The 18823-nt window shown below is 62.1% G+C and carries 18 protein-coding genes and 2 pseudogenes; 3 read left to right on the plus strand and 17 right to left on the minus strand.

Features of this window, described 5'->3' with window-relative positions; translation table 11 throughout:
* Positions 1-77 precede the first annotated feature (77 nt).
* From I2456_RS23570 to I2456_RS23590, 5 genes are all read right to left on the minus strand, one after another.
* Positions 78-1046, minus strand: coding sequence for an alpha/beta hydrolase (locus tag I2456_RS23570; protein WP_007168397.1), 969 nt, complete (start codon positions 1044-1046; stop codon positions 78-80).
* Positions 1043-2566 (minus strand): flavin-containing monooxygenase, encoded by a 1524-nt coding sequence (locus I2456_RS23575; protein WP_007168396.1) that lies wholly within the window; start codon positions 2564-2566, stop codon positions 1043-1045. Before I2456_RS23575 ends, I2456_RS23570 begins: the two co-directional genes overlap by 4 nt.
* Before the next feature lie 74 nt (positions 2567-2640).
* The gene (locus I2456_RS23580) at positions 2641-4287 is read right to left on the minus strand and encodes a flavin-containing monooxygenase (RefSeq protein WP_007168395.1); all 1647 of its coding nucleotides are present in this window, start codon (positions 4285-4287) and stop codon (positions 2641-2643) included.
* A complete protein-coding gene (locus I2456_RS23585) occupies positions 4284-5207 on the minus strand; it encodes a hypothetical protein (RefSeq protein WP_007168394.1) in 924 nt (307 codons plus the stop codon). The genes I2456_RS23580 and I2456_RS23585 overlap by 4 nt, the downstream gene beginning before the upstream one ends.
* Before the next feature lie 18 nt (positions 5208-5225).
* The gene (locus tag I2456_RS23590) at positions 5226-6062 is read right to left on the minus strand and encodes an SDR family NAD(P)-dependent oxidoreductase (RefSeq protein ID WP_007168393.1); all 837 of its coding nucleotides are present in this window, start codon (positions 6060-6062) and stop codon (positions 5226-5228) included.
* 134 nt (positions 6063-6196) lie between these two features.
* Here I2456_RS23590 and I2456_RS23595 point away from each other — a divergent pair, with 134 nt between their 5' ends.
* Positions 6197-6865 (plus strand): TetR/AcrR family transcriptional regulator, encoded by a 669-nt coding sequence (locus I2456_RS23595; protein WP_023900852.1) that lies wholly within the window; start codon positions 6197-6199, stop codon positions 6863-6865.
* A 26-nt stretch (positions 6866-6891) separates the two neighbouring features.
* Here I2456_RS23595 and I2456_RS23600 read toward each other — a convergent pair whose 3' ends face one another.
* Positions 6892-7596 (minus strand): TetR/AcrR family transcriptional regulator, encoded by a 705-nt coding sequence (locus tag I2456_RS23600; protein ID WP_057969459.1) that lies wholly within the window; start codon positions 7594-7596, stop codon positions 6892-6894.
* Positions 7597-7672: 76 nt separating this feature from the next.
* Here I2456_RS23600 and I2456_RS23605 point away from each other — a divergent pair, with 76 nt between their 5' ends.
* Complete coding sequence (locus tag I2456_RS23605; RefSeq protein ID WP_033712834.1) at positions 7673-8542, plus strand: metal-dependent hydrolase; 870 nt, start codon at positions 7673-7675, stop codon at positions 8540-8542.
* Positions 8543-8734: 192 nt separating this feature from the next.
* Here I2456_RS23605 and I2456_RS23610 read toward each other — a convergent pair whose 3' ends face one another.
* The 9 genes from I2456_RS23610 to I2456_RS23650 form a co-directional block, all read right to left on the minus strand.
* A complete protein-coding gene (locus tag I2456_RS23610) occupies positions 8735-9751 on the minus strand; it encodes an LLM class flavin-dependent oxidoreductase (protein WP_033717470.1) in 1017 nt (338 codons plus the stop codon).
* 132 nt (positions 9752-9883) lie between these two features.
* Entirely contained in the window at positions 9884-10075 is a 192-nt protein-coding gene (locus I2456_RS23615; RefSeq protein WP_074021704.1) for a ferredoxin, read from the minus strand.
* A gap of 11 nt (positions 10076-10086) precedes the next feature.
* Complete coding sequence (locus I2456_RS23620; RefSeq protein WP_007168386.1) at positions 10087-11388, minus strand: cytochrome P450; 1302 nt, start codon at positions 11386-11388, stop codon at positions 10087-10089.
* 87 nt (positions 11389-11475) lie between these two features.
* Entirely contained in the window at positions 11476-12066 is a 591-nt protein-coding gene (locus tag I2456_RS23625; protein WP_007168385.1) for a TetR/AcrR family transcriptional regulator, read from the minus strand.
* Positions 12067-12812: 746 nt separating this feature from the next.
* Positions 12813-14261 carry a group II intron reverse transcriptase/maturase gene (gene ltrA, locus I2456_RS23630; protein ID WP_007168383.1) on the minus strand — a complete coding sequence of 483 codons (1449 nt, stop codon included), beginning with the start codon at positions 14259-14261 and terminating at the stop codon, positions 12813-12815.
* A 529-nt stretch (positions 14262-14790) separates the two neighbouring features.
* Positions 14791-15006, minus strand: a complete 216-nt coding sequence (locus I2456_RS23635; RefSeq protein WP_019732564.1) for a hypothetical protein — start codon at positions 15004-15006, stop codon at positions 14791-14793.
* 47 nt (positions 15007-15053) lie between these two features.
* Entirely contained in the window at positions 15054-15950 is an 897-nt protein-coding gene (locus I2456_RS23640) for an alpha/beta fold hydrolase (protein WP_007168381.1), read from the minus strand.
* Positions 15951-16002: 52 nt separating this feature from the next.
* Positions 16003-16443, minus strand: coding sequence for a PaaI family thioesterase (locus I2456_RS23645; protein ID WP_007168380.1), 441 nt, complete (start codon positions 16441-16443; stop codon positions 16003-16005).
* A gap of 49 nt (positions 16444-16492) precedes the next feature.
* Complete coding sequence (locus I2456_RS23650) at positions 16493-17137, minus strand: TetR/AcrR family transcriptional regulator (RefSeq protein WP_007168379.1); 645 nt, start codon at positions 17135-17137, stop codon at positions 16493-16495.
* Positions 17138-17263: 126 nt separating this feature from the next.
* Here I2456_RS23650 and I2456_RS29045 point away from each other — a divergent pair.
* A pseudogene (locus I2456_RS29045) lies at positions 17264-17725 on the plus strand (acetyl-CoA acetyltransferase); the annotation flags it as partial.
* On the opposite strand, the gene I2456_RS23655 reads toward I2456_RS29045, so the two are convergent.
* Positions 17641-18039, minus strand: coding sequence for a hypothetical protein (locus I2456_RS23655; RefSeq protein WP_174814222.1), 399 nt, complete (start codon positions 18037-18039; stop codon positions 17641-17643). The pseudogene I2456_RS29045 and the gene I2456_RS23655 overlap by 85 nt on opposite strands.
* Positions 18040-18596: 557 nt before the next feature.
* A pseudogene (locus I2456_RS23660) lies at positions 18597-18815 on the minus strand (transposase); the annotation flags it as partial.
* Positions 18816-18823 lie beyond the last annotated feature (8 nt).

Below are 18823 nucleotides of genomic sequence, written 5' to 3' on the forward strand. Positions count from 1 at the left end.
CAAACGGGTCCTTCGCGGTGGGGCGTGACAAAAGCGGTTGCTGCGCGCTAGCCGCCTGCCTGCGTTCGGCCCGTGCGTCAAGGAAACGTGTCTTCGGCCCTGTCTGTGAGAAACGCTCCGCTGAGGTGCAAAGCGTGACGCGCCTCGGGCAAGAGTCGAAACAGGGCTTGGAACACGTGAATCTGGCCGCGAAACACCTGAAGCCGCACGGATGCTCCTGCGGCGCGCATGCGCTCGGCGAGTTGACGGGAGTCGTCGAGCAGCATCTCCCTTCCACCGACCTGGATCAATGTCGGCGGCAAGCCGGTGAGATCTGCGGCGAGGACATTGACGCGGGGGTCGGTCGGGTGGGCATCGCCTACATAGAGGCTGAGCGCACGCGTTGCGGACCGGGCCGATGCGAAAGGATCGCGGCGGCGAGTTTCACGTGCCATCGCCAGCTGGCACGTCAGATCGACGACGGGGGACATGAGTAACATGCCATCGGGCGGCGGGGAGCGATGTGCGAGCGCGCCCAACGAGGTCGCGACGGCGAGTTGGCCGCCCGCCGAATCTCCCGCGATCGCCACCGTGCGGTTTGACGCCGATTCTTCAGAGCCGGTCAACCACCGGTAGGCCCTCAGTGCGTCGTCGGCGGCCGCGGGATACGGGTATCGCGGAGCCAGGCGGTAGCGGACGGCGAACACCGGCCTGAGCGACGCGGCAGACAGTTCGCCTAGCAGACCACGATGGGTCTGCGGGGAGCACATGGAAAAGGCGCCGCCGTGGATATAGAGAATCGGCGGCCCGTCCGGGTCGACGTCCGGGGCAACGATCCAGTCGCCTCTCACCCGATCGCCAGCAAAGACGGTGTCGACCTGTTCAACTCGCAATCCGCGCCGCGGGCGGGACGCAATGAGCGCCGCCCGAAGCACCCGGTCCATTACCGCGAGCCCGTACTGGTTAGACGGTAGTGCTTGCGTCAGTGGGCGCAGGATCCCGCGGGCCGACGTCGCGATGAGATAACTTGCCGTGCTCGGATGCTGTTCCGAGTAAAGGGTTGTCACGATGAGCTAAGTACCTTTTCAGTGGTGCGCCGCTCGAACGAATAGTCACCAAGGTCGAAGGTGCGACTACGCCAGAAAGATTCGAGGGTGGTCGTCGGGCGTAGCGGTACGTCGCCGTGTTTGTCGAAGTAGTAACTATTGGCGGTTGCGCAGCTGGGTTGCCAAAAGACTTGGCGGTGGCGGCGTTTGAGCATTTCGGCGAAGAAGCGGTCGTTGGCTTGCCGGGTTATTTCGACGTAGTTGGCGTGCCGGGACCGCGCATGGTGAAGGCATCGCACGATGTGCCTGGTCTGGGCTTCAATGAGCGTGAAGTACGAGGAACCGTTGTATCCATAGGGTCCGAAGATGGAGAAGTGGTTGGGGAATCCGGGCACGCTGACGCCTTCGTACGCTTGGAGCCGATTCTCGTCCCACCACTTGGCTTGATCGAGTCCACCGATCCCCCTGAGCGAATAGGTCGGCATGTTCTCCGGTTCCATCACTTTGAAGCCTGTGGCGAGGATGAGGACGTCGATCTCGTGCGATCGGCCGTCGACGGTGTGGACGGCGGCGGCATCGAAGTGGCTTATCGGACTGGTCTCGAGGTGGACGTTGTCTCGGTTGAATGTGGCCAGGTACTCGTTGTGAAAGCTTGGGCGCTTACACCCGAGCGCGTAACGGGGGGTCAGTTTTTGACGGACGGCGGGGTCGGTCACCTGGCTGCGCATGTACCGCAACGCGGCACGCTCGATGAGTGACGCCAAGGGAATGGCGGTGTGGAAGTGAGCGGCGACAGGGAACGTGACTTCGACGAAGGTTTGACTCGCTGCGCGCGCCGCGAGTTGTCCGCCGGGAGCGTATTTGAGGAACCCTCTTGCCAGCCGCGGCACCGGGAAGTCCAGTTTCGGCAGGCACCAGATCGGTGTGCGCTGGAACACGGTCAGCGCCTTGACGTCTTTCGCGATTGCCGGGATCAACTGCACTGCCGACGCGCCCGTTCCGATGACAGCCACCCTCTTGCCGGCGATGTCTTCGTTGTGGTCCCAGCGGGATGTATGCATGGTGATCCCGCCGAAATCATCGACACCGGAGATATCCGGCCGCTTGGGGCGTGTCAGGACGCCCGAGGCGTTGATCACGAAGCGCGCGGATAGGTCCTGTCCTGCGGCCGTGTGCAAGCGCCACAGGGTCGCGTCCTCATCGAACCAAGCTTCAGTCACCTTGACGGCGAAGCGGATTCGTGGGCTAAGACCGTACTTGTGCGCGCAGTGTCTTGCGTAGTCCTTCAACTCGTTGCCGTGCGCATACGTCCGCGACCATGACGACCGTTTTTCGAAGGAGAATTGGTAGCTGTACGACGGAATGTCGACGGCGATGCCCGGATAGGTGTTCCAATGCCACGTTCCGCCTACGTCGTCTGCCTCATCGACAATAAGAAAGTCCGAAAAGCCGGCTTTCAGGAGTTTTATCCCCATTCCGATCCCGGAGAATCCTGCACCGATCACGATGATTTCGAAGCGGTGCTTATCGCTGTGGTCCATACCGTCCTTCTGGCTTATCTGGGGGCTGATGCCAGGCACCTGTCGCCGACTGCCTAGCCGGAGCCAGTCGCGGCTCAAGCACGATCCACCATCCGCGGTGATGCTGCCTCGGGTGAAGCGGTTTGCGCCGAGAAACGAACACCTTCGCGCTTGTCGACGGACACGCGATCGTCGTTGCGCTGCCGTCCTCCTTTGCTTGCGCCGTGCGAACTCTCCGCGGCCAACTCGGGCCGCGCCCGCCTGGGCTTCTTGCGGGGAGGGGGCTGTGAACTCATCGAGTAATCGTCGAGCTCGACCCTCGCTAGTTGTCGGGCGAATTGGGTGGTGAAGCCGGGATACATGGTCCCGTTATAGCCGTCTTCGGTGAGGTACCAGCTCTTGCATCCGGAGTTCCACGTCGTGCCGGCAAGCCGACGCTGGAGTTGGGCGTGATAGCTGTTCTGCCGGTCCTCTTTGACGTCGAAGGTCTGAATACCGCCTTCGATGATTATGCCGATGGCGTCGACGATGTAGCGGATCTCCGCTTCCAGGTAGACCAAGGCCGAGTTGTGTCCTGGCCCGGAATTCGGCCCGAAGGTGAAAAAGAGGTTGGGATAGCCTGAGACGCTGACGCTCTTGTAGGCGTAGGCGCCGTTAGACCATTCCTCCGCAAGCTTTCGACCGTCCACGCCGGTGATGGGAAACGGTGTGCCGGCCTTGCACACATCGAAGCCGGTCGCGAATACGATGCAATCCACCTCGTGTTCGATGCCGTCCGCGGTGCGAATGCCGATGGGCGAGATGGTCGCGATCGGCCAGGTGATGAGTTTGCAATTGTTCTGTCGGAGAGCCGGATAGTAGTCGCTGGTCATCAGCATGCGCTTGCAGCCGGGCCGGAAGTCGGGCGTCAGTTGTCGCCGCATCCACGAATCTTTCACCTGGCGACGAAGGTTCGCCTTGGCCGCCCAGGCGATGGCGGTAGTGGCCGGGGTGTTCCACACCATGCCGACGGCCATGACTTCGTGCGCCCAAAACCATGCCTGGCGAGCGGCGCTCTGCAGAATCGGTAGCCGACCAAACGCGGCCTTGGCAACACTGGGGTGCGGAAAATCAGGCCGGGGAAGCACCCAACCGGGCGTCCGTTGAAACACTTTGACTGATCGCGCCGTCTTCACCAATTCCGGAACAATCTGCACCGCGCTCGCCCCGGTACCGATTACCGCAACACGTTTGTCGCTCATGTCATAGTCGTGATCCCAGCGCGCGCTGTGGATTTTGTGGCCTGCGTAGCTGTGCAGTCCGCGAATGTCAGGAAAATTTGCATTGGCCAGTGGGCCGCTTGCCATCACCACCGTGCGCGACCGGTAGCTTGACCCGCCATCCGTTTCGACGGTCCACGTGCCGCTGTCTTCGTCGAACGCCAGGCCGGTCACGTTGACGTGGAAACAGATGAAGCGCGCCAGCGCGTGCTTGTCGACCATGGCCTTGATGTAGGCGAGTATCTCGCTGCTTCCCGAGTACGCACGCGACCAGTCCGGATTTGGTTCGAAGGAGTACGAATACAACAATGACGGAATGTCGCAGGCGGCACCGGGATAGCTATTGTCACGCCAGGTTCCTCCGACCTCGCCCGCGCGCTCCAGGATGACGAAATCGTCGATACCCCGCTTGAGTAGTTGGATCGCCGTGCCAAGTCCGGCAAAGCCGGCTCCGATGATCAGAACACTGGTCGTGTCGCTCATCTGGCCACCGGTTCATAGGTCAGCTCATCAGTCCATGACGGCGTCTTGCCGAGCACTTGCGTGGGGAAGTGGTCGATCACCCTACCGAGGCGCTGCGAGATGAAGTGCAGCGGTTGGGAGTGCTTGATCGTGGCAGACATATGGGCCTTGAGGATGTGATAGGGGGGAACACGGCGGGTGTGCTCGCTGCGATCGCCGACGTTCGAGTAGCGGGTGACTGCGTTGTACAGCCTTTCCTCGGACAGGCCCCAGGCGTTCAGGTTTATCAGCATCCGGGTCAGCAGCGGGATGTAAAGCAACGCACCGGTAAGTACCCTCGGGTCGATAAGAGCTCCCACCGTCTGAATCGCATGGATCCTCATTGGGCTGGCGCCCAGGTCGTTGAGCACCTGAAAACCCACCGCCAGGTGGCGAGACTCGTCGCTGTTGACCTTGGCGAAAACTTCGCCGCACACGGGATCTGACACCTCGTCCACCAAAAACTTCAACAGTGCTCCGTCCAGAGCGGTTTCTAAAGCCGGTATGGCAGCACCGATCACCGTCAACGGAAGTGCTTCGGCGTATCGGTCCAGCCATTCGATGACCAGCCGGATGTTCTTGTTCGGCACCGGAGTCTCGCCCTCCTCGAGCATCCCCCAGCGATGCATGAGAGCGAGCTCCACGTTGGCGTGCCGCTGCTCTTCGGCGTGGAAATACCTGTAAATCTCACCCAACGCGTCGAACGGCGCCTTGGGGGCCATGGCCGCGAAAGCGCGGGCACCGACATGCTCGATCCATACCACGTCTGACATGAACTGTTTCAGGCTGGGGCGCTGTTCGTCGGTGATCAACTCGGCACCCGGTGCGTCCCAGTCGATGTCGGCCAGCGCCCACTGGCGGTCTTTAATCGTCTGCAGCATATCGCCGTATTCGAAAGCCATGTCTCCTCCTAGGTTGTGTCAACGCGTTATTCGCTGGATGAGTCCCATCGCGTGGGTGAAGGTACCCGGCATGGTTCTCTTGAGCTGCCAGAGGATTTTGGCGTCGAGTTGCGGCAGGACGTATAGCTGGCCGCGGTCGTGCGCATCCAGGGTGGTTCGTGCTACCGACTCTGGTGATACGCCGGTCCACTTCATCAAGTTGGCGGCTAGCGTGGCCGCCGATTCCTCGATGCGTGGATTGTCGACGATATTTGTTTTGACGAAGGTGGGGCATAGGACGGTCACCGTGACGCCGGTTCCGCTGAGCTCGGCTGCCAAGGTTTCGGACAGCGCGAGTACGCCCGCTTTGCTCACGTTGTAGGCGGCCATGCGGGGGGCCGCACCGAAGCTTGCCGCCGACGCGACGTTGATGAGCCCTCCGAATCCACGTTCCCGGAGCCGCGGGACAAAGACTTCGCAGCCGTGGATGACTCCCCACAGATTGACCGACAACGTCGCGGACCAATCGCTCGTGGATGTCGCACCGACGACGTTGCCTCCAGCGCCAATTCCGGCATTGTTGATCACCAGTCCGGGAGCGCCGCCGAACCACTTCTCGGCCGAATCGGCAAGATCCCGGACCTGATGCTCGTCTGAGACGTCGCAAACAACGCCGATGCCATGACCGCCCAGCTTGGAGATCAGGTCCGCTGTCTCCTTGGCGCGAATGCCGTCGATGTCGGCGCACACCACACGGCCGCCCCGGCGCGCCAGCTCGACGGCAAATGCGCGGCCAATGCCGCTGCCTGCACCGGTGATCACCGCGTCGGCACGGTCACTCCGGCGGGGGGGATTCCCAAACGGCAGCAGCCTCATCGGAGTATCCGCCGTTGCTGCGATCTGACGGTTGATTCCGTCGCTGCCTCGAAAGCAACTGGTGGCACCAGCCACCATTGTGGGCACATGCCGTCAGTTTGGTGTGACCTACGTTGCTTTGTCAAGATGGAAATGTGCGGACGAAGGCGAAACGATGGGGCGGGCGTACCGGCGCGGAACGCCGCGCGGAACGTCGGCAGCGTCTGATCGATGCCGCGACCGAGATCTGGAGCGAAAGCGGTTGGGCCGCAGTCACCATGAGGGGCGTTTGCTCCCGGACCAGCCTGAACGACCGCTACTTCTATGAAGACTTCAAGACCCGCGACGAGTTGCTGGTTGCCGCCTGGGACGGGGTACGGAACGAGATGCTCGGTGAGGTTTCCGCGACCCTCGCAGAACGCGTCGGGCAGCCGCCCCTCGAGACTATTCGCATGACCATCTCTATGGTGGTCGACCGCATCACACAAGATCCCGGCAGGGCAAAGATCTTGCTGACCCAGCACGTGGGCAGCTCACCGCTGCAAGACCGGCGCGCTGTTGCCCTGCAAGAGGCGACGCACCTCGTGGTCGCGGCGAGCAAGCCCCATCTGAGACCGGATGCCGATGAAACCGCGCTCCGCATGGACACCTTGGTGGCGGTTGGGGGCTTCGTCGAGCTGATCACCGCCTGGCATGCCGGCTTGCTCGACGTAAGTCAGGAGGAGATCGTCGAACACACCAGTCGGCTCGCCGAAACCCTAGCTGAACGTTATCTGGTGCACGCGCTCAGCGTCGATGACGTGCCCGGGACGCTACCGTCCTGATCGTGGGCGTCAAACCGGACACGCACTCAGCATCGCCGGGCGTGGCCGCGAGCCGATAGAGCGTTTGCCGATGCCCCGGATTCAGGAACCGGCGCCTCGCCTATGTTCTGCAGCAGCACGTAGGTGCCGAGGCTGCCCAGGAAACCTGCGCAGTGTTGGACGAGTTCATCAGTACTGAAGTCCAGTTCGCCGTCCAGCCAGCGGCGCAGAACCTCGAAGAGTCCTCCGACACCGAGGGTTGAAGCCAGATGCGCGACGCCCACCGCAGAGTCGGCGATATCCAGGTGAAGTCTGGCCTCGCGCAGCACGAGGTCGGCGAAACCGGCCATCAATTGGCTCCGCAACTCGCGAAGGAGTGGCTCCGTTGCGGATTCAACGAACAAAATGCGGGCCAGCCGAGGATCGTCTTCGATCATGTTGACCAGTGCGCGGATGGGGGCATACGCCAACACGTCGGGTGGCGCGCCGGCGTCTGGGATCGCTTGGACTATTACGTCTTGGAAGGTGGCATAGAGCTGCTGGTAGACGGCCCGCAAGAGCGCGTCGCGGTCGGAGAAATGCTGGTAGAAGTAACGCGAGGTGACACGTGACTCGGCGCAGACGGCAGTCACGGTGGTGGCGGCCACGCCTCGGGTACCGATCAGCTCGATAGCGGCGTCGATGAGACGTGTACGCCGGTGCTGATGGCGCTGCTCTGCAGACACTCCGCGATACACCCGGACTGAACGCATAGACACAGTTTGTCATCTAAATCTGACTAGGTATAAAGTCAGATTATTGAGGTCCGCTTGGAGATGGGAGTAGCACATGACCAGTGAGTCGCCCACACGGCCAGCAAAGAGGGTGCTGCCAAAGGCTCGCCGTGTCCGTTTCGCAATGCCTGCTGGGACCAGTCGCCAGCACTTCGTCGACGGCGACTTGGTGATGAGCCACTTTGTCTCTACCTTGTCGGCAACGTTCCCCGAGGGCGAAGACTTCTTCATCCGATCGGTGCGCCAGTACCGTGACCAGGTCAGCGACCCCGACCTCCAAGAGGCGGTCAAGGGATTCATCGCGCAGGAGGCCACCCACCGGCACCAGCATCGGCTGCTTAACGAGCGGCTCCAAGCGATGGGCTATCCGACCGACGGGATCGATCGGCACATCAAGAAGTTGGTTGACCGGCTCGAGAAGCGATTCTCTCCGAAGATGCGCCTGGCCGTGACGGCTGCCCTTGAGCACTACACGGCGACGTTCGCCGAAATCATTCTGACCAGCGACGAGGCACAAGAGCTGATCGGCGACACCGAGGTCCGGCCGATTCTGCTCTGGCACGCTTTAGAAGAATCCGAGCACAAGGCCGTCGCTTTCGACGTCTTCGAGACGGTCGGTGGAACCGAACGCACCAGGGTCTGGGGAATGCGGATTGCCACAGTCATCTTGTTCACCGAGTTGGTCATCCAGACCACTCGCTCTCTGGCGGGTGACCGCGCAGCCTACAACCCACTGCGCTTACTGCGCAGCCTTCGAGCCTTCCGTCGTTCCCCACTGTTCAGCCCGGACGCGGTGCAGCGCTTCCGTTCCTACACCCGCGCCGGCTTCCACCCCGACGACTGGGACAGCACCGAAGTCCTCGAACGCTGGGCCAAAGAACTCTTCGACTCCGATGGCGCCCAGCGAATCGGGAGCCGCGTCTAGCATCAACGGTGAGCGCGAGCAGAGAAGCACTGGCACTAGGTGGCTTACGAACTCGTCGTCGAAGGCGATCCCTACGGTACCGGCAGGAGCACACCGTCGATGAACCGGTCATTTCGAATTAGACGGGAGACTCATTCACCGCCGCGGGTTGTCGTCGACACAGACGCTGGCGCACCTACATGAACCGGGATGTTACTGGCCGGGGGCGCAGTGCTTGATCATCTCACCGAGGTTTTGGCCGACCCGCTCAGGTGCGATACCCACCGACGGCGGGTAGAGCATGATGTGGTCGAGTACCCCCTCGTAGCGGCGCAGCCCGGCGCGCACCTCGCTGGCGGTGCCAGCGACGCCCATCACGTCGATCATGTCGTCCGTCACCGCGTCGAACATGGCCGCAAAGTCACCGCGTGCGAAGGCTTCTCGGATAACGGCACCCTGTTTGGCGAATCCGCAGAAGTCGAGCAGCGGTTGGTAGGTTCTGACTGATGCGTAGAACGCGATCTGTTGCGCGACCTCGCGACGGGCGATTTCCGGGTCGTCGTGGATGGAGCACATGACCATTGACACAATCTCGACGTCGTCGGGATCGCGCCCGGTGCGTGCGGCGCCCTTGGCCACCGCGGGCCGCACGACTTCCTCCACGTAGGCGGTCGTGAAGAGCGGATGCCCGGCCAGCCCGTCAGCGACCCGGCCGGCGGCTTCGCACATCCGCGGGCGCACCGCGGCGGTGATGATCGGAATATCGCGCGCAGGCGGGTCTACCGGGCCGCTGGGGATGAGATTCATCTGGTAGAAGCGGCCTTCGTGGCGGACTGGTCCCTCGTGCAGGTTCCAGATGCGCCGAATAAGGGGTACGAGTTCCTCGACGCGCAGGGCGGGGGCGCTGGTATCGGCGACGCTGTGCCAGTTGCTCATCATCCGTTTGGTGCCGTTGCCGATGCCGAGCACGATGCGACCGCCGGACAGTTCGTCGAGATCGCGCGCCTCGGTCGCCAAGACCAGCGGGCTGCGTCCGACGCCGTAGAGAATCGACGACCCGATGCGACACCTGTCAGTCGAGGTGGCCATTGCCGCCATCGAGATGGATCCCGACCGGGTATAGAACTCCGATGCCCACACCGCGTCGAACCCGGCCTGGTCGGCCGCGGTGGCGGTGACCTTCATCGCGGCAAGGTCAGGGGCTAGGACAGAGAGTCCAAAGGTACTCACTACTGCGGCTCCATTGCGTTGTGTTGTGCTCCTGAGCGATGTCGGCGAGCCCGTTGGACGAGGAGCAGTCATCGTGGACCGGCCGGAAGCCAGTGCCGAACAGCTGCACCGGATCTCGCTGCTGCCAGTCTGTCAATCGTGCAACGCGAGCGCGCCTGTGGGGCAACTCGCCACGGCATCTTCGATCAGTGCCCTGTGACATTCGGGTGGCCCAGGATTCAGGATGTGGAGTTTCCCATCGTTACTGACCTCGAAGAAGTCGGGAGCCAGGCCTTCACACATCCCGATTGACGAGCATCGATCGCGGTCGACTGTGATTTTCATGCCACGCTGCCTCACGTAGTCGGGGTGAAGCGGACGGGAAGATGATTCACCCCGTGGAAGAAAGTGCTAACGGTATAGCTGGGTGGCCCGCAGACTTCAATATCAGGCAGGCGGTGCAGCAATTCCCGGAAGAGCGCGGCGAGTTGCTGCCGCGCCAGCTGATTGCCCAAGCAGTGGTGGATACCTCCACCTCCGAAGCTCACGTGCGGGTTGGGGTCCCGTGACAAATCGAACTTTTCCGGGTTGGTGAACACTGTGGTGTCCCAGTTGGCCGAGCTGTAAAAAAGTACGACCTTGTCACCTTCGGTGATCTGTTGTCCGCCCAGGTCGCAGTCGCGAGCTGCCGTTCGGCGGAAGGTCATGATCGGGGTGGCCCACCGGACGAACTCTTCGACCGCTCCTTTGATTCGTCCGTCGAAATCCTCCATCAGCCACGCTCGTTGATCGGGAAAGTCGGTCAAGGCTTTCATCGCATGACTGGTGCTTTGGCGCGTGGTGTCGTTCCCAGCGATCGTGAGAAGTATGAAAAACGAGACGATCTCATCTTCGGTGAGTTTTTCACCGTCCACTTCAGCCTGAACGAGGTTCGTCATGAGGTCGTCTTCGGGCTGCCGGCGACGTGCAGCGATGATTTCGCGGGCGCCGTCGCCTAGGAATCCCATCGCTTGGAAAAGGCGAGGTATGACTGGGTCGTCGCCCATCACCTCGGGGTCGCTCCACCCACCGGCATACCGTGATTCCCACGCGATGTCGCGGCGCATCGAGTCCGGCACGCCCATCATGTCGAAGATGTTGTGCATCGGCAGCAACGCCGCGCATTCGTCGACGAAGTCGGCCTTGCCCTGTGGAGCCAGGTCGTCGACGACGCGCTTCGCGTTGGCCTCGATCTGATGGTGGATCAGTCGCATCTGCTTCGGCGTGAATGCGGATGCCAGCAATCGTCGAATCTTGGTATGACGCGGCGGATCCATCGCAATGAAGCCTTGAGCGGTGTCGAGCAATTCCTGCGGGATCGACTCCATGACAATGCCCTGACCTGACAGGAAATCGTCGTGTCGCCGGGTCGCCTCGACAAGCAACGGATGCGTAACCACAGCCCAAAAGCCCCGGTCGTTCCCGTCGTCGATCATGGTGTGCTCGACTCGCGGGTGCCAGCTGATGGGAGCACGTTTGCGCAGTTCGGCGTATGTCTTCTCCCGGTCGGCGGCGGTGCCGGCCCAAAATGCAGTCGAGGACAAGTCGGCAGAATCATATGGACGTGCTGAACGCCGCTCCGCCGACGTTTTCAGTGCGGACGTCGTGCTGGCAATCATGAGAATCTCCTAAGGTTCGTGCGGCCCCACTCCAAGTGTTTACAATTATTCCTTCAGAGTCAACATTTGAACATAAAATCCTTAGTGTTAACGCGCCTCGCCTGCGGAGGAATGAACGCCCAAATAGCGAAGTGCGATCCGCGAGATGCGCTCCCCGGTCGTCTCGGCGTCGGCGGTCGGAAGCACGACGTGACTCACCGTCAGCCTTACCAGTGCATCGGCGACATCATTGACGTCATTGGCGTCCAGGCCTGAAAAGTGCTCGTTGAACCAGGTCACGAGGGCTGCCGAGGACAGCTCCAGTAGCGACGCAGAGGTCGGCAGGAGCGGCAACATACCGGTTGACTCAGCGACCGTCCTGTCCGTAGGCCGGTTCGATGTCAGCACCGCCTTCAAGAGCGGGCTCGCTTCCGCTTCCTTCAGTGTGTACGACACCGCAGCGGTGATGCCCCCGCCGACGTCTCCGGCGTGTTGTGCCAAAACTGCGTGAATGCCATTCAAGAAGCGTTCGCCTTCGGCCACAACCAGCGCGTCGCCCAGTCCCTGCTTATCGGTGAACTCCTTGTAGAGCGTCGGGCGGGACACGCCGACAAGCTCTGCGACTTCACCCATGCGAACGCGATCCCAGCCCTTCTCGATAGTGAGGGTCCGGGCAGCCCTCAAGACTTGCTCACGCATATGCCGGCGAAACGAGAGGCGAACGGACTCTGTTGGCATGGTGAGCAGGATATGCGTCTTGCACAAGTGTTCCGTCGGGGCTATCGAGGACCACGCCGACAACAATGCACTTCGCCGGTTTGGCTGTCCGGGTTCCGCTACTTCTCACCATGGCACTGTCATCATCCGGTGGAACTCGCGACATCGGCTTGGCGACCGCCACGCTTCGAGCTGATGCCAACGTCGCGATCGAAGTCTGGGGTTCCCCTGAAAAAATGGACACGGATAACTTGCTTCCGCGACAGGGTTCAGCGTCCGCTCGTAGTCGATAGGTGAGCGCGTCCCGATCGCTTAATGCCTTGGTTGATTATTGTAGAAGTTCATCCAATTGTCAACTCCTGCAATCAATTCCGCTTTGGTCGCGTAGGGTGTGCCGGTAGTAGCATTCCTGTTTGAAACTCGACCACAGCGACTCGGCGCCGACGTTGTCCCAGCATTACCCGCGCAGCGCCCACCGCGCGCGAACACCCCCCGCTGCACGGCCACGGTGACCAACTCGGTGCGCATGTGATCATCCACAGCCCAACCCAGTGCCCGCCGCGAGTGCTCGTCGCGGATCGCGCACAAGAACATGTCGCCCTCCCCGCAGCCCAGATAGGTGTAGGGGTCGGACCGGGGCGCGGTGTCGGCATTTCTACCGATCCGTTTCCCCGGCCCGCCCTCCGAACCCGCCGAGCGAATTTCTCCGCAACGGGCTCTCCACGGATTCAGGCCACTGGTGCAGTGATGTCCGTCGGCCTCGCTGTCCAAGGGGTGATGATTTTCGTGCCCCGGTAGCGGTATCGGGTGACCTCTACCTTCTGCGGCCGAAACATCGCCGTCTTGCCTTCGCGGATTTGCCAATTGGGCAGGAACCGTCGATGGAAGACGCCCCACGCCAGCCCGTGGTGCCGTTTGCGCATCCAAGTCACCACCCGCCACCATGTGAAGTGGTCGAGGTAGTCGAAGGTGCGTTTGGACACCCCGTGCTGGAAGTAATTGCACCATCCCCGCAGGACGGGGTTGAGTTGGCGCAGCAGATCAGCGAGCGTTCGATGTTTGTGTCGCCGCGTCAGATTCCTGACTTTGTCGGTGATGGACATAAGTGCCTTCTTCGACGGCCAGGTGTAGACGTAGTGCTTGGTCGTGCCCCTTTTGATCTGCCGTTGGATGCGGAAGCCGAGGAACTCGAACCCCTCGTCGACGTGGCAGATCCTGCTCTTCTCGACCGACAGGCGCAGGCCCATCGGCGCGAGCACTGCTGCGATCTCGTCCCAAAGCGCTTCGGCATCAGCGCGAGTGCCGTGGACCATGACACAGAAATCGTCTGCGTAGCGGACGATTTTCATGGTCGGAACTCCGGCGCGTCGATGCTTGGCACGTGTCCATTCCGGGCCGAGCGCCTTCCACTTCGCGGCGAAGTGCTCGTCGAGAACGGACAGGGCGACATTGCTGAGCAGTGGTGAGAGGATTCCGCCTTGCGGAGTGCCGGTGATGGTGTCCCGGTAGCCGAGATCTTTCGAGAGAATCCCGGCTTTGAGGAACGACTTCACCAGGGCCAGAACGCGTTTGTCCCCGACACGTCGCCGCACCCGGCCCATAAGGGCCGAATGCGAGATTTCATCGAAGCACGCCGTGATGTCTCCCTCGAAAACCCAGTGATAGGCCCGTGAGCCGCTGGCGAGGTGATGGATCTCAGCGATGGCGTCCTGGGCTCGCCTGCCCGGCCGGAACCCATATGCGCACGGATGAAAGTCCGCCTCGAAAATGGGCTCCAGCACCAGCTTCAGCGAAGCTTGCACGACCCGGTCGGCGACGGTCGCGATACCCAGGCGGCGGAGCTTGCCGTTCGCCTTCGGGATCATCACCTCCCGCACCGGATCCGGCCGGAATATCCGCTCCTTGAGTTCCTCGCGGAGCCGCTGAAGCAGTCCGACCGCCTCTGCCGCACCGACAGACCGCGGTGCGGTCCCATCGGCACCGGCTGAGCGCGCACCCTTGTTCGTCCGCACCCGCTCCCACGCGAGGGTGAGGAATGCGGGGTCATAAACGAGGTTGTACAAATCATCGAAACAGCGGTCGCTTTCATCAACCGCCCAATGGTGCAGTTTGCGTTGCATCCTGCGTACCCGCAGCTCGGCCGTGTCCGGGTCGGGCCACAAAGCACTCGTATTCACAAGTGACCTCCACAGTCTGCGTACTCGCCGCGAACCCGCTGGAGCCCTTTGCCATGCGACCGGCTTTCCCGGCCTCGGACTACTACGGCTCCTCCGCCCCACCACACCGGCATCAGCCGACGACTGCCTACCCCTCCAGCCCGGCTGGCTGCCGGATCTGACCGGGGACCGGCGCGGTGGTTCCCGTGTTCACTGTCAACCGTTTGACGGGTGAGGTGTCCAGCTATGCCCCTGCGACCTCGTCACGGCTACGCCGCAGTCCTTCACCGTGACCTCCCGAACCGGCGACATCAACCGGCCCACGAGTTCCCCGCCCTCAGGGCGGGTGCGCGTCGCTGCCCAGCCCGCATCCGCCAGGTTGGAGCTGGTGGTCTTCTCTTAAGAGGCGTTCAGCCGCTGGTTCCTCGCGTACACCTTCCCGTCTCGCTAGCCGGACCCGACCCGTCTGGCAGTACCAGGCCGTCCCGGCGTTGTCGGGGCTGCTTCCCACCCTCACCAAAGTCTCTTTAGATCAGGCTGCCCCCAGCTTCTACCGGGCCACTGCGATGGCTCGGCGACGGTGGTCTCTCACCTCCGTTCGGTTGAACAGCGCCTCACGGCGCTCGATATCCGAGGACCACACCGCGTCGAGTCGGCCCTTATCAAAGCGCTGGCCGATCAGATCCGGCGGAAACGAGGCCGGATCGACCACCGTGGTGGTCTTAAACCTCCGCGGACTGATCCCCTTGATGCCGAGCTCGGCCATGATTTTGGCGCGGCCAGCCCGGGCTGCGCCAGATAGCCCAGAGCTTTTCACGCTGAAGTGCTTATCGTGCGGTCGAGAAATCCGGCGACGGCTGCGGTGAAGGCATCGTTGTCGTCGCCTGCGACCATGTGGCCGGTGCCGGAGACGTCCACCGCTTGGGCGTGCGGTACGACCTTGAGGAATTCGTCGACCGACTGCTGCGATGTCACATCTGAAAGGACGCCGCGCACCAGAAGAGTGGGTGCCTGCACGCGGCGGGCCCCTTCAACAAGCAGTTCGCTGATCGCGTCGAACTTTTCGGCACCAGTCGCGGGGTCACCTTGCAGAAACTGGAAGTTGGAAGTGATGAAGGCCGGATCCCATCGCCAGATCCACCGACCATCGTCGCGTTGCCGCAAGACTTTACGGAGTCCGTCCGGGTTCTTGGGCCGAGTGCGATGTCTGTTGTATTCGGCAATGACGTCCGCGGCGTCGTCGAGCGTGCTGAACCCGTCAGGATGGGCGGCCATGAACGACACGACGCGGCGTGCTCCGTGAAACTCCATTCGCGGAGTGATGTCGACCAGGACGACGGCTCCCCACAGGTCGGCGGGCGCCAGCAAGTGCGTGCCCAGGACGGTCATGCCGCCCAAGGATGCGCCGACGACGGCCGGCGGGCGGTCGGTGCTCGCGTGTTCACGCACGGCCAGCAGATCGGACGCTAGCCGTCCGAGGTCGTATCTTCCGGTAGGGTCCCACGCGCTGTCGCCGTGACCTCGGGCGTCATACGCGACGACCGTGTACCCACGAGCGTGCAAGCGGCGCGCTGTGGTCGCCCAGGCGTGTCGGTTTTGACCACCGCCGTGCAGGAGCAGCACAACGGCGCGGGCAGCGTCGTGCCGGTAGCAATCCGCCGTGAGGGTGACGCCGTCTGTGGTGCGGAATCGCTCGAGCGTAACGGTCATCGGGTGCGCTCGCCGTTGTGAAGTCGGACGACAATACCATCGGTCCTTTTCATCACGAGGAATTCCCCCTAGGGCTAACGACGGTCACTGTTCCTTGGGCGGCACATACCGCGCGCCCGTCGTTGGTGATGTCGATTCTGGCGACACCGCTGCGCTTGCCCAGCGCGATGATCTCGGTGACGGCGACGCATACTCCGCTTGACACGGGCTGCAGCAAGTTCAGCTTGAATTCGGTTGTGGCGACCCACGATCCAGCGGGGATCACCGGGTAAAACACCACGCCCAAGCAGTGGTCGACCATTGCTGACAGGCATCCGCCGTGCAGATTGCCGAACGGAGTCAAAAGGTCGTCCCGAGCATCCATCTGCACAACCAGCCGCCCGGCGGCGAACTCGGTGTGGCGAAAATCCAGGTATTTGGAGAGTCCTCCCGTGGTTGCCGCCGCGTTCTGCAATTCCTTGGCGATCTGCTGATTGAACTGCGCGAACTCCATGGTTAGCGCCCCTTCTCATCCACGGATATCGATGCGATGGTTTGAGACACTACTCTGCACTTGTTGCATCGACGCAAGGCTGGGTGTTGGTGAGCAGAGCTGGAAGCAGGAATCGGCGTAAAAAGGCATCGAGGCCTTCGGGGCTGCGGTGTCTGGGGCCGCGGACCGACAGCAGGCTGAGGACGGTTCGCAGGATCCATTCGGCGGCATCGTCGACCGACACCCCGGGCTCGAGTTGGTCCCAGTGCGCAGCGAAGACAGGTCGAAGGAACTCGGCCACGAGTTCAAACAAAGCCACCGACGTTCCCTTGGCCAACCCCACGCCGGCGAGTTCCTCGTCACTGCCGAACAGCAATCCGATTGTCGGCTCGCGATGAGCGGCGCGTACCGTGACCTCGACGAAATCGAGTATTGCCGTGCCCAAATCGCGATGTACTGCGATCCGTCGACGCATGCGGTCTAGGTAGCGTTCGGCCGCACGCAGGATGACACCGGAAACGACGGATTCACGACTTGGAAAGTAGCGGTACACCGTGGCGCGCGACACCCCCGCCTGTCTGGCGATGTCCTCCATGGTGGTGCCCGGCAGCCCCTTGCCCTCCAGGCACGCTTCGGCGGCATCGAGCAGGAGGTCTCGGGCGACGTCGCGGGTCGTGGGAGGTGCCGTGCCCCAGCGCAACGATTTCTTCGTCACGAAGCAAGTATGCAGCCTCGGACCGATCGTGAATTAACGACCCAACCGGTTGTCGCATGGCTACTTATGTGACAATATCGCAAATATGTCGCAACAAAGGTGCCGACGATGAACGTGACCTGACCGTTGGCGATTCCGCCCCGCACTCCCGTTGTCGTCGCGGTCGGTGAGATCACGCACCGCGGCGACAGCGTCGTCGATCCCATCGATTTGGCTTGCGAAGCCGCGCGTCGAGCATTGCAAGACGCGGGCGCTGCGATCGGGCATCGGATCGATACGGTGGCGACACCGGGCATTCTGATGATTCCGCGTGACAATCCCGCGTCGAGAATTGCCGAAGCGGTTGGGCTGGCGCCCCGGCGTCGCATCAGCTGCCCGATTGGCGGCAATACACCGCAATACCTCGTCGAGGTCCTTGGTGGGGACATTGTGCGCGGTATCAGCGATGCGGTGCTGGTCGTCGGAGCCGAGACCGGCGAGTCCGCCCGCAGAGTCAAATCGGGTCATGCGCTCCGCGATCCGAAACCCGTTGATGCACAGGATGAGTCACTTGGCGACACACGTCCCGGATTGAGCCCAGCCGAGATGTGTGCTACCTCACCGACTTTGACTCCCGCCAGTTCAGCGATCGCAGTGAGGCTTTCACCGCGGCCTTGCATCCGGGCCAACGCTGTCGCGCCGGCCTGGCGGTGTTCGTGACGGCGCCGCTCTCCCTCTGCGTGTATCTCGAGGATACGGTTGCGCTCCCACTCGTCGACGGCGGCCAGCCGCCCAAGCTCGACGAGGAACGACGCAGCGTCATCGACATTTTGACGCTCACGCTCCAGACGTGCCTCGTTGGCCTTGTTCTGCGCCTCCCGGACACGCTTGCGCGCTGCCGATTTCGAATTGATGTTCACCACGTGGGAACCATAGGACGCACCCATCGTCGTGCTCTACCATCCTGACCAACATCATCTGTGTCCCCATTTGTCCGCACCCTTTGTCGCCAAATCGACTGCCTACCAATGCAACACATCCGCACCGATCCGCACCACTCACCACAACCACCTGTCCGATCCGGGAAACGGTCGGGTGCGCTCGTTCACGCGCTACGACACACTTATGCCAACGAGACCCGTACCACAGCAGCCTGAAACCCGCTATCTGCACTGGTCGGCACGCGGTGGTTTCGCTTGGTGTGCGATGGCGCTATATGACCAGCTCAGACACCCCTTCTGGACCTCAACCAGAAGGGCTTGACCGCTCTCCTAAAGCCGGTCTCGCAGATTCGACCCCCTGACCGCACTCGACGGTGCATTTCCGATCGAATGTCGCACTGCTGGTAGCGGGAATCGAAAACTATGCCTCATGATCTCGGTATGACCTGCCGGCCAGTACCAACGGCGGGAGACGGGGTTGGGGTCAAGTCCAGGGACGTGGTGTACGACGTCGTCGTGTGATTCTTCGACTTGGTGGTTTAGGCGGTCAGTGCCGCCGGGGTGTCCTCCTGTTCTGTTGATGGCGTGTGGTCGGCGCGGGATTTGCTGAGGACGTCGAGGCCGAGGTAGCGGCGGGATTCGGCCCATTCGTCGTGTTGTTCGGCCAGCACCGCGCCGACGAGGCGGATTAGGGCGTTGCGGTCGGGGAAGATTCCGACGACGTCGGTGCGCCGGCGGATTTCCTTGTTGAGTCGTTCTTTTATCC

It is taken from the genome of Mycobacterium kubicae, from assembly GCF_015689175.1.
GTDB classification, from domain to species: domain Bacteria; phylum Actinomycetota; class Actinomycetes; order Mycobacteriales; family Mycobacteriaceae; genus Mycobacterium; species Mycobacterium kubicae.

Excerpts from the sequence above, each read along its gene's own strand:
- I2456_RS23640 (WP_007168381.1), bottom strand. The coding sequence starts at position 15,950 with ATGACCGTTACGCTCGAGCGATTCCGCACCACAGACGGCGTCACCCTC.
- I2456_RS23615 (WP_074021704.1), bottom strand. The coding sequence starts at position 10,075 with ATGAAAATCACAGTCGACCGCGATCGATGCTCGTCAATCGGGATGTGT.
- I2456_RS23590 (WP_007168393.1), bottom strand. The coding sequence starts at position 6,062 with ATGAGGCTGCTGCCGTTTGGGAATCCCCCCCGCCGGAGTGACCGTGCC.
- I2456_RS23635 (WP_019732564.1), bottom strand. The coding sequence starts at position 15,006 with ATGGCCGAGCTCGGCATCAAGGGGATCAGTCCGCGGAGGTTTAAGACC.
- I2456_RS23575 (WP_007168396.1), bottom strand. The coding sequence starts at position 2,566 with ATGGACCACAGCGATAAGCACCGCTTCGAAATCATCGTGATCGGTGCA.
- I2456_RS23620 (WP_007168386.1), bottom strand. The coding sequence starts at position 11,388 with ATGATTGCCAGCACGACGTCCGCACTGAAAACGTCGGCGGAGCGGCGT.
- I2456_RS23580 (WP_007168395.1), bottom strand. The coding sequence starts at position 4,287 with ATGAGCGACACGACCAGTGTTCTGATCATCGGAGCCGGCTTTGCCGGA.
- I2456_RS23625 (WP_007168385.1), bottom strand. The coding sequence starts at position 12,066 with ATGCGTGAGCAAGTCTTGAGGGCTGCCCGGACCCTCACTATCGAGAAG.
- I2456_RS23645 (WP_007168380.1), bottom strand. The coding sequence starts at position 16,443 with ATGGAGTTCGCGCAGTTCAATCAGCAGATCGCCAAGGAATTGCAGAAC.
- I2456_RS23605 (WP_033712834.1), top strand. The coding sequence starts at position 7,673 with ATGACCAGTGAGTCGCCCACACGGCCAGCAAAGAGGGTGCTGCCAAAG.
- I2456_RS23585 (WP_007168394.1), bottom strand. The coding sequence starts at position 5,207 with ATGGCTTTCGAATACGGCGATATGCTGCAGACGATTAAAGACCGCCAG.
- I2456_RS23600 (WP_057969459.1), bottom strand. The coding sequence starts at position 7,596 with ATGCGTTCAGTCCGGGTGTATCGCGGAGTGTCTGCAGAGCAGCGCCAT.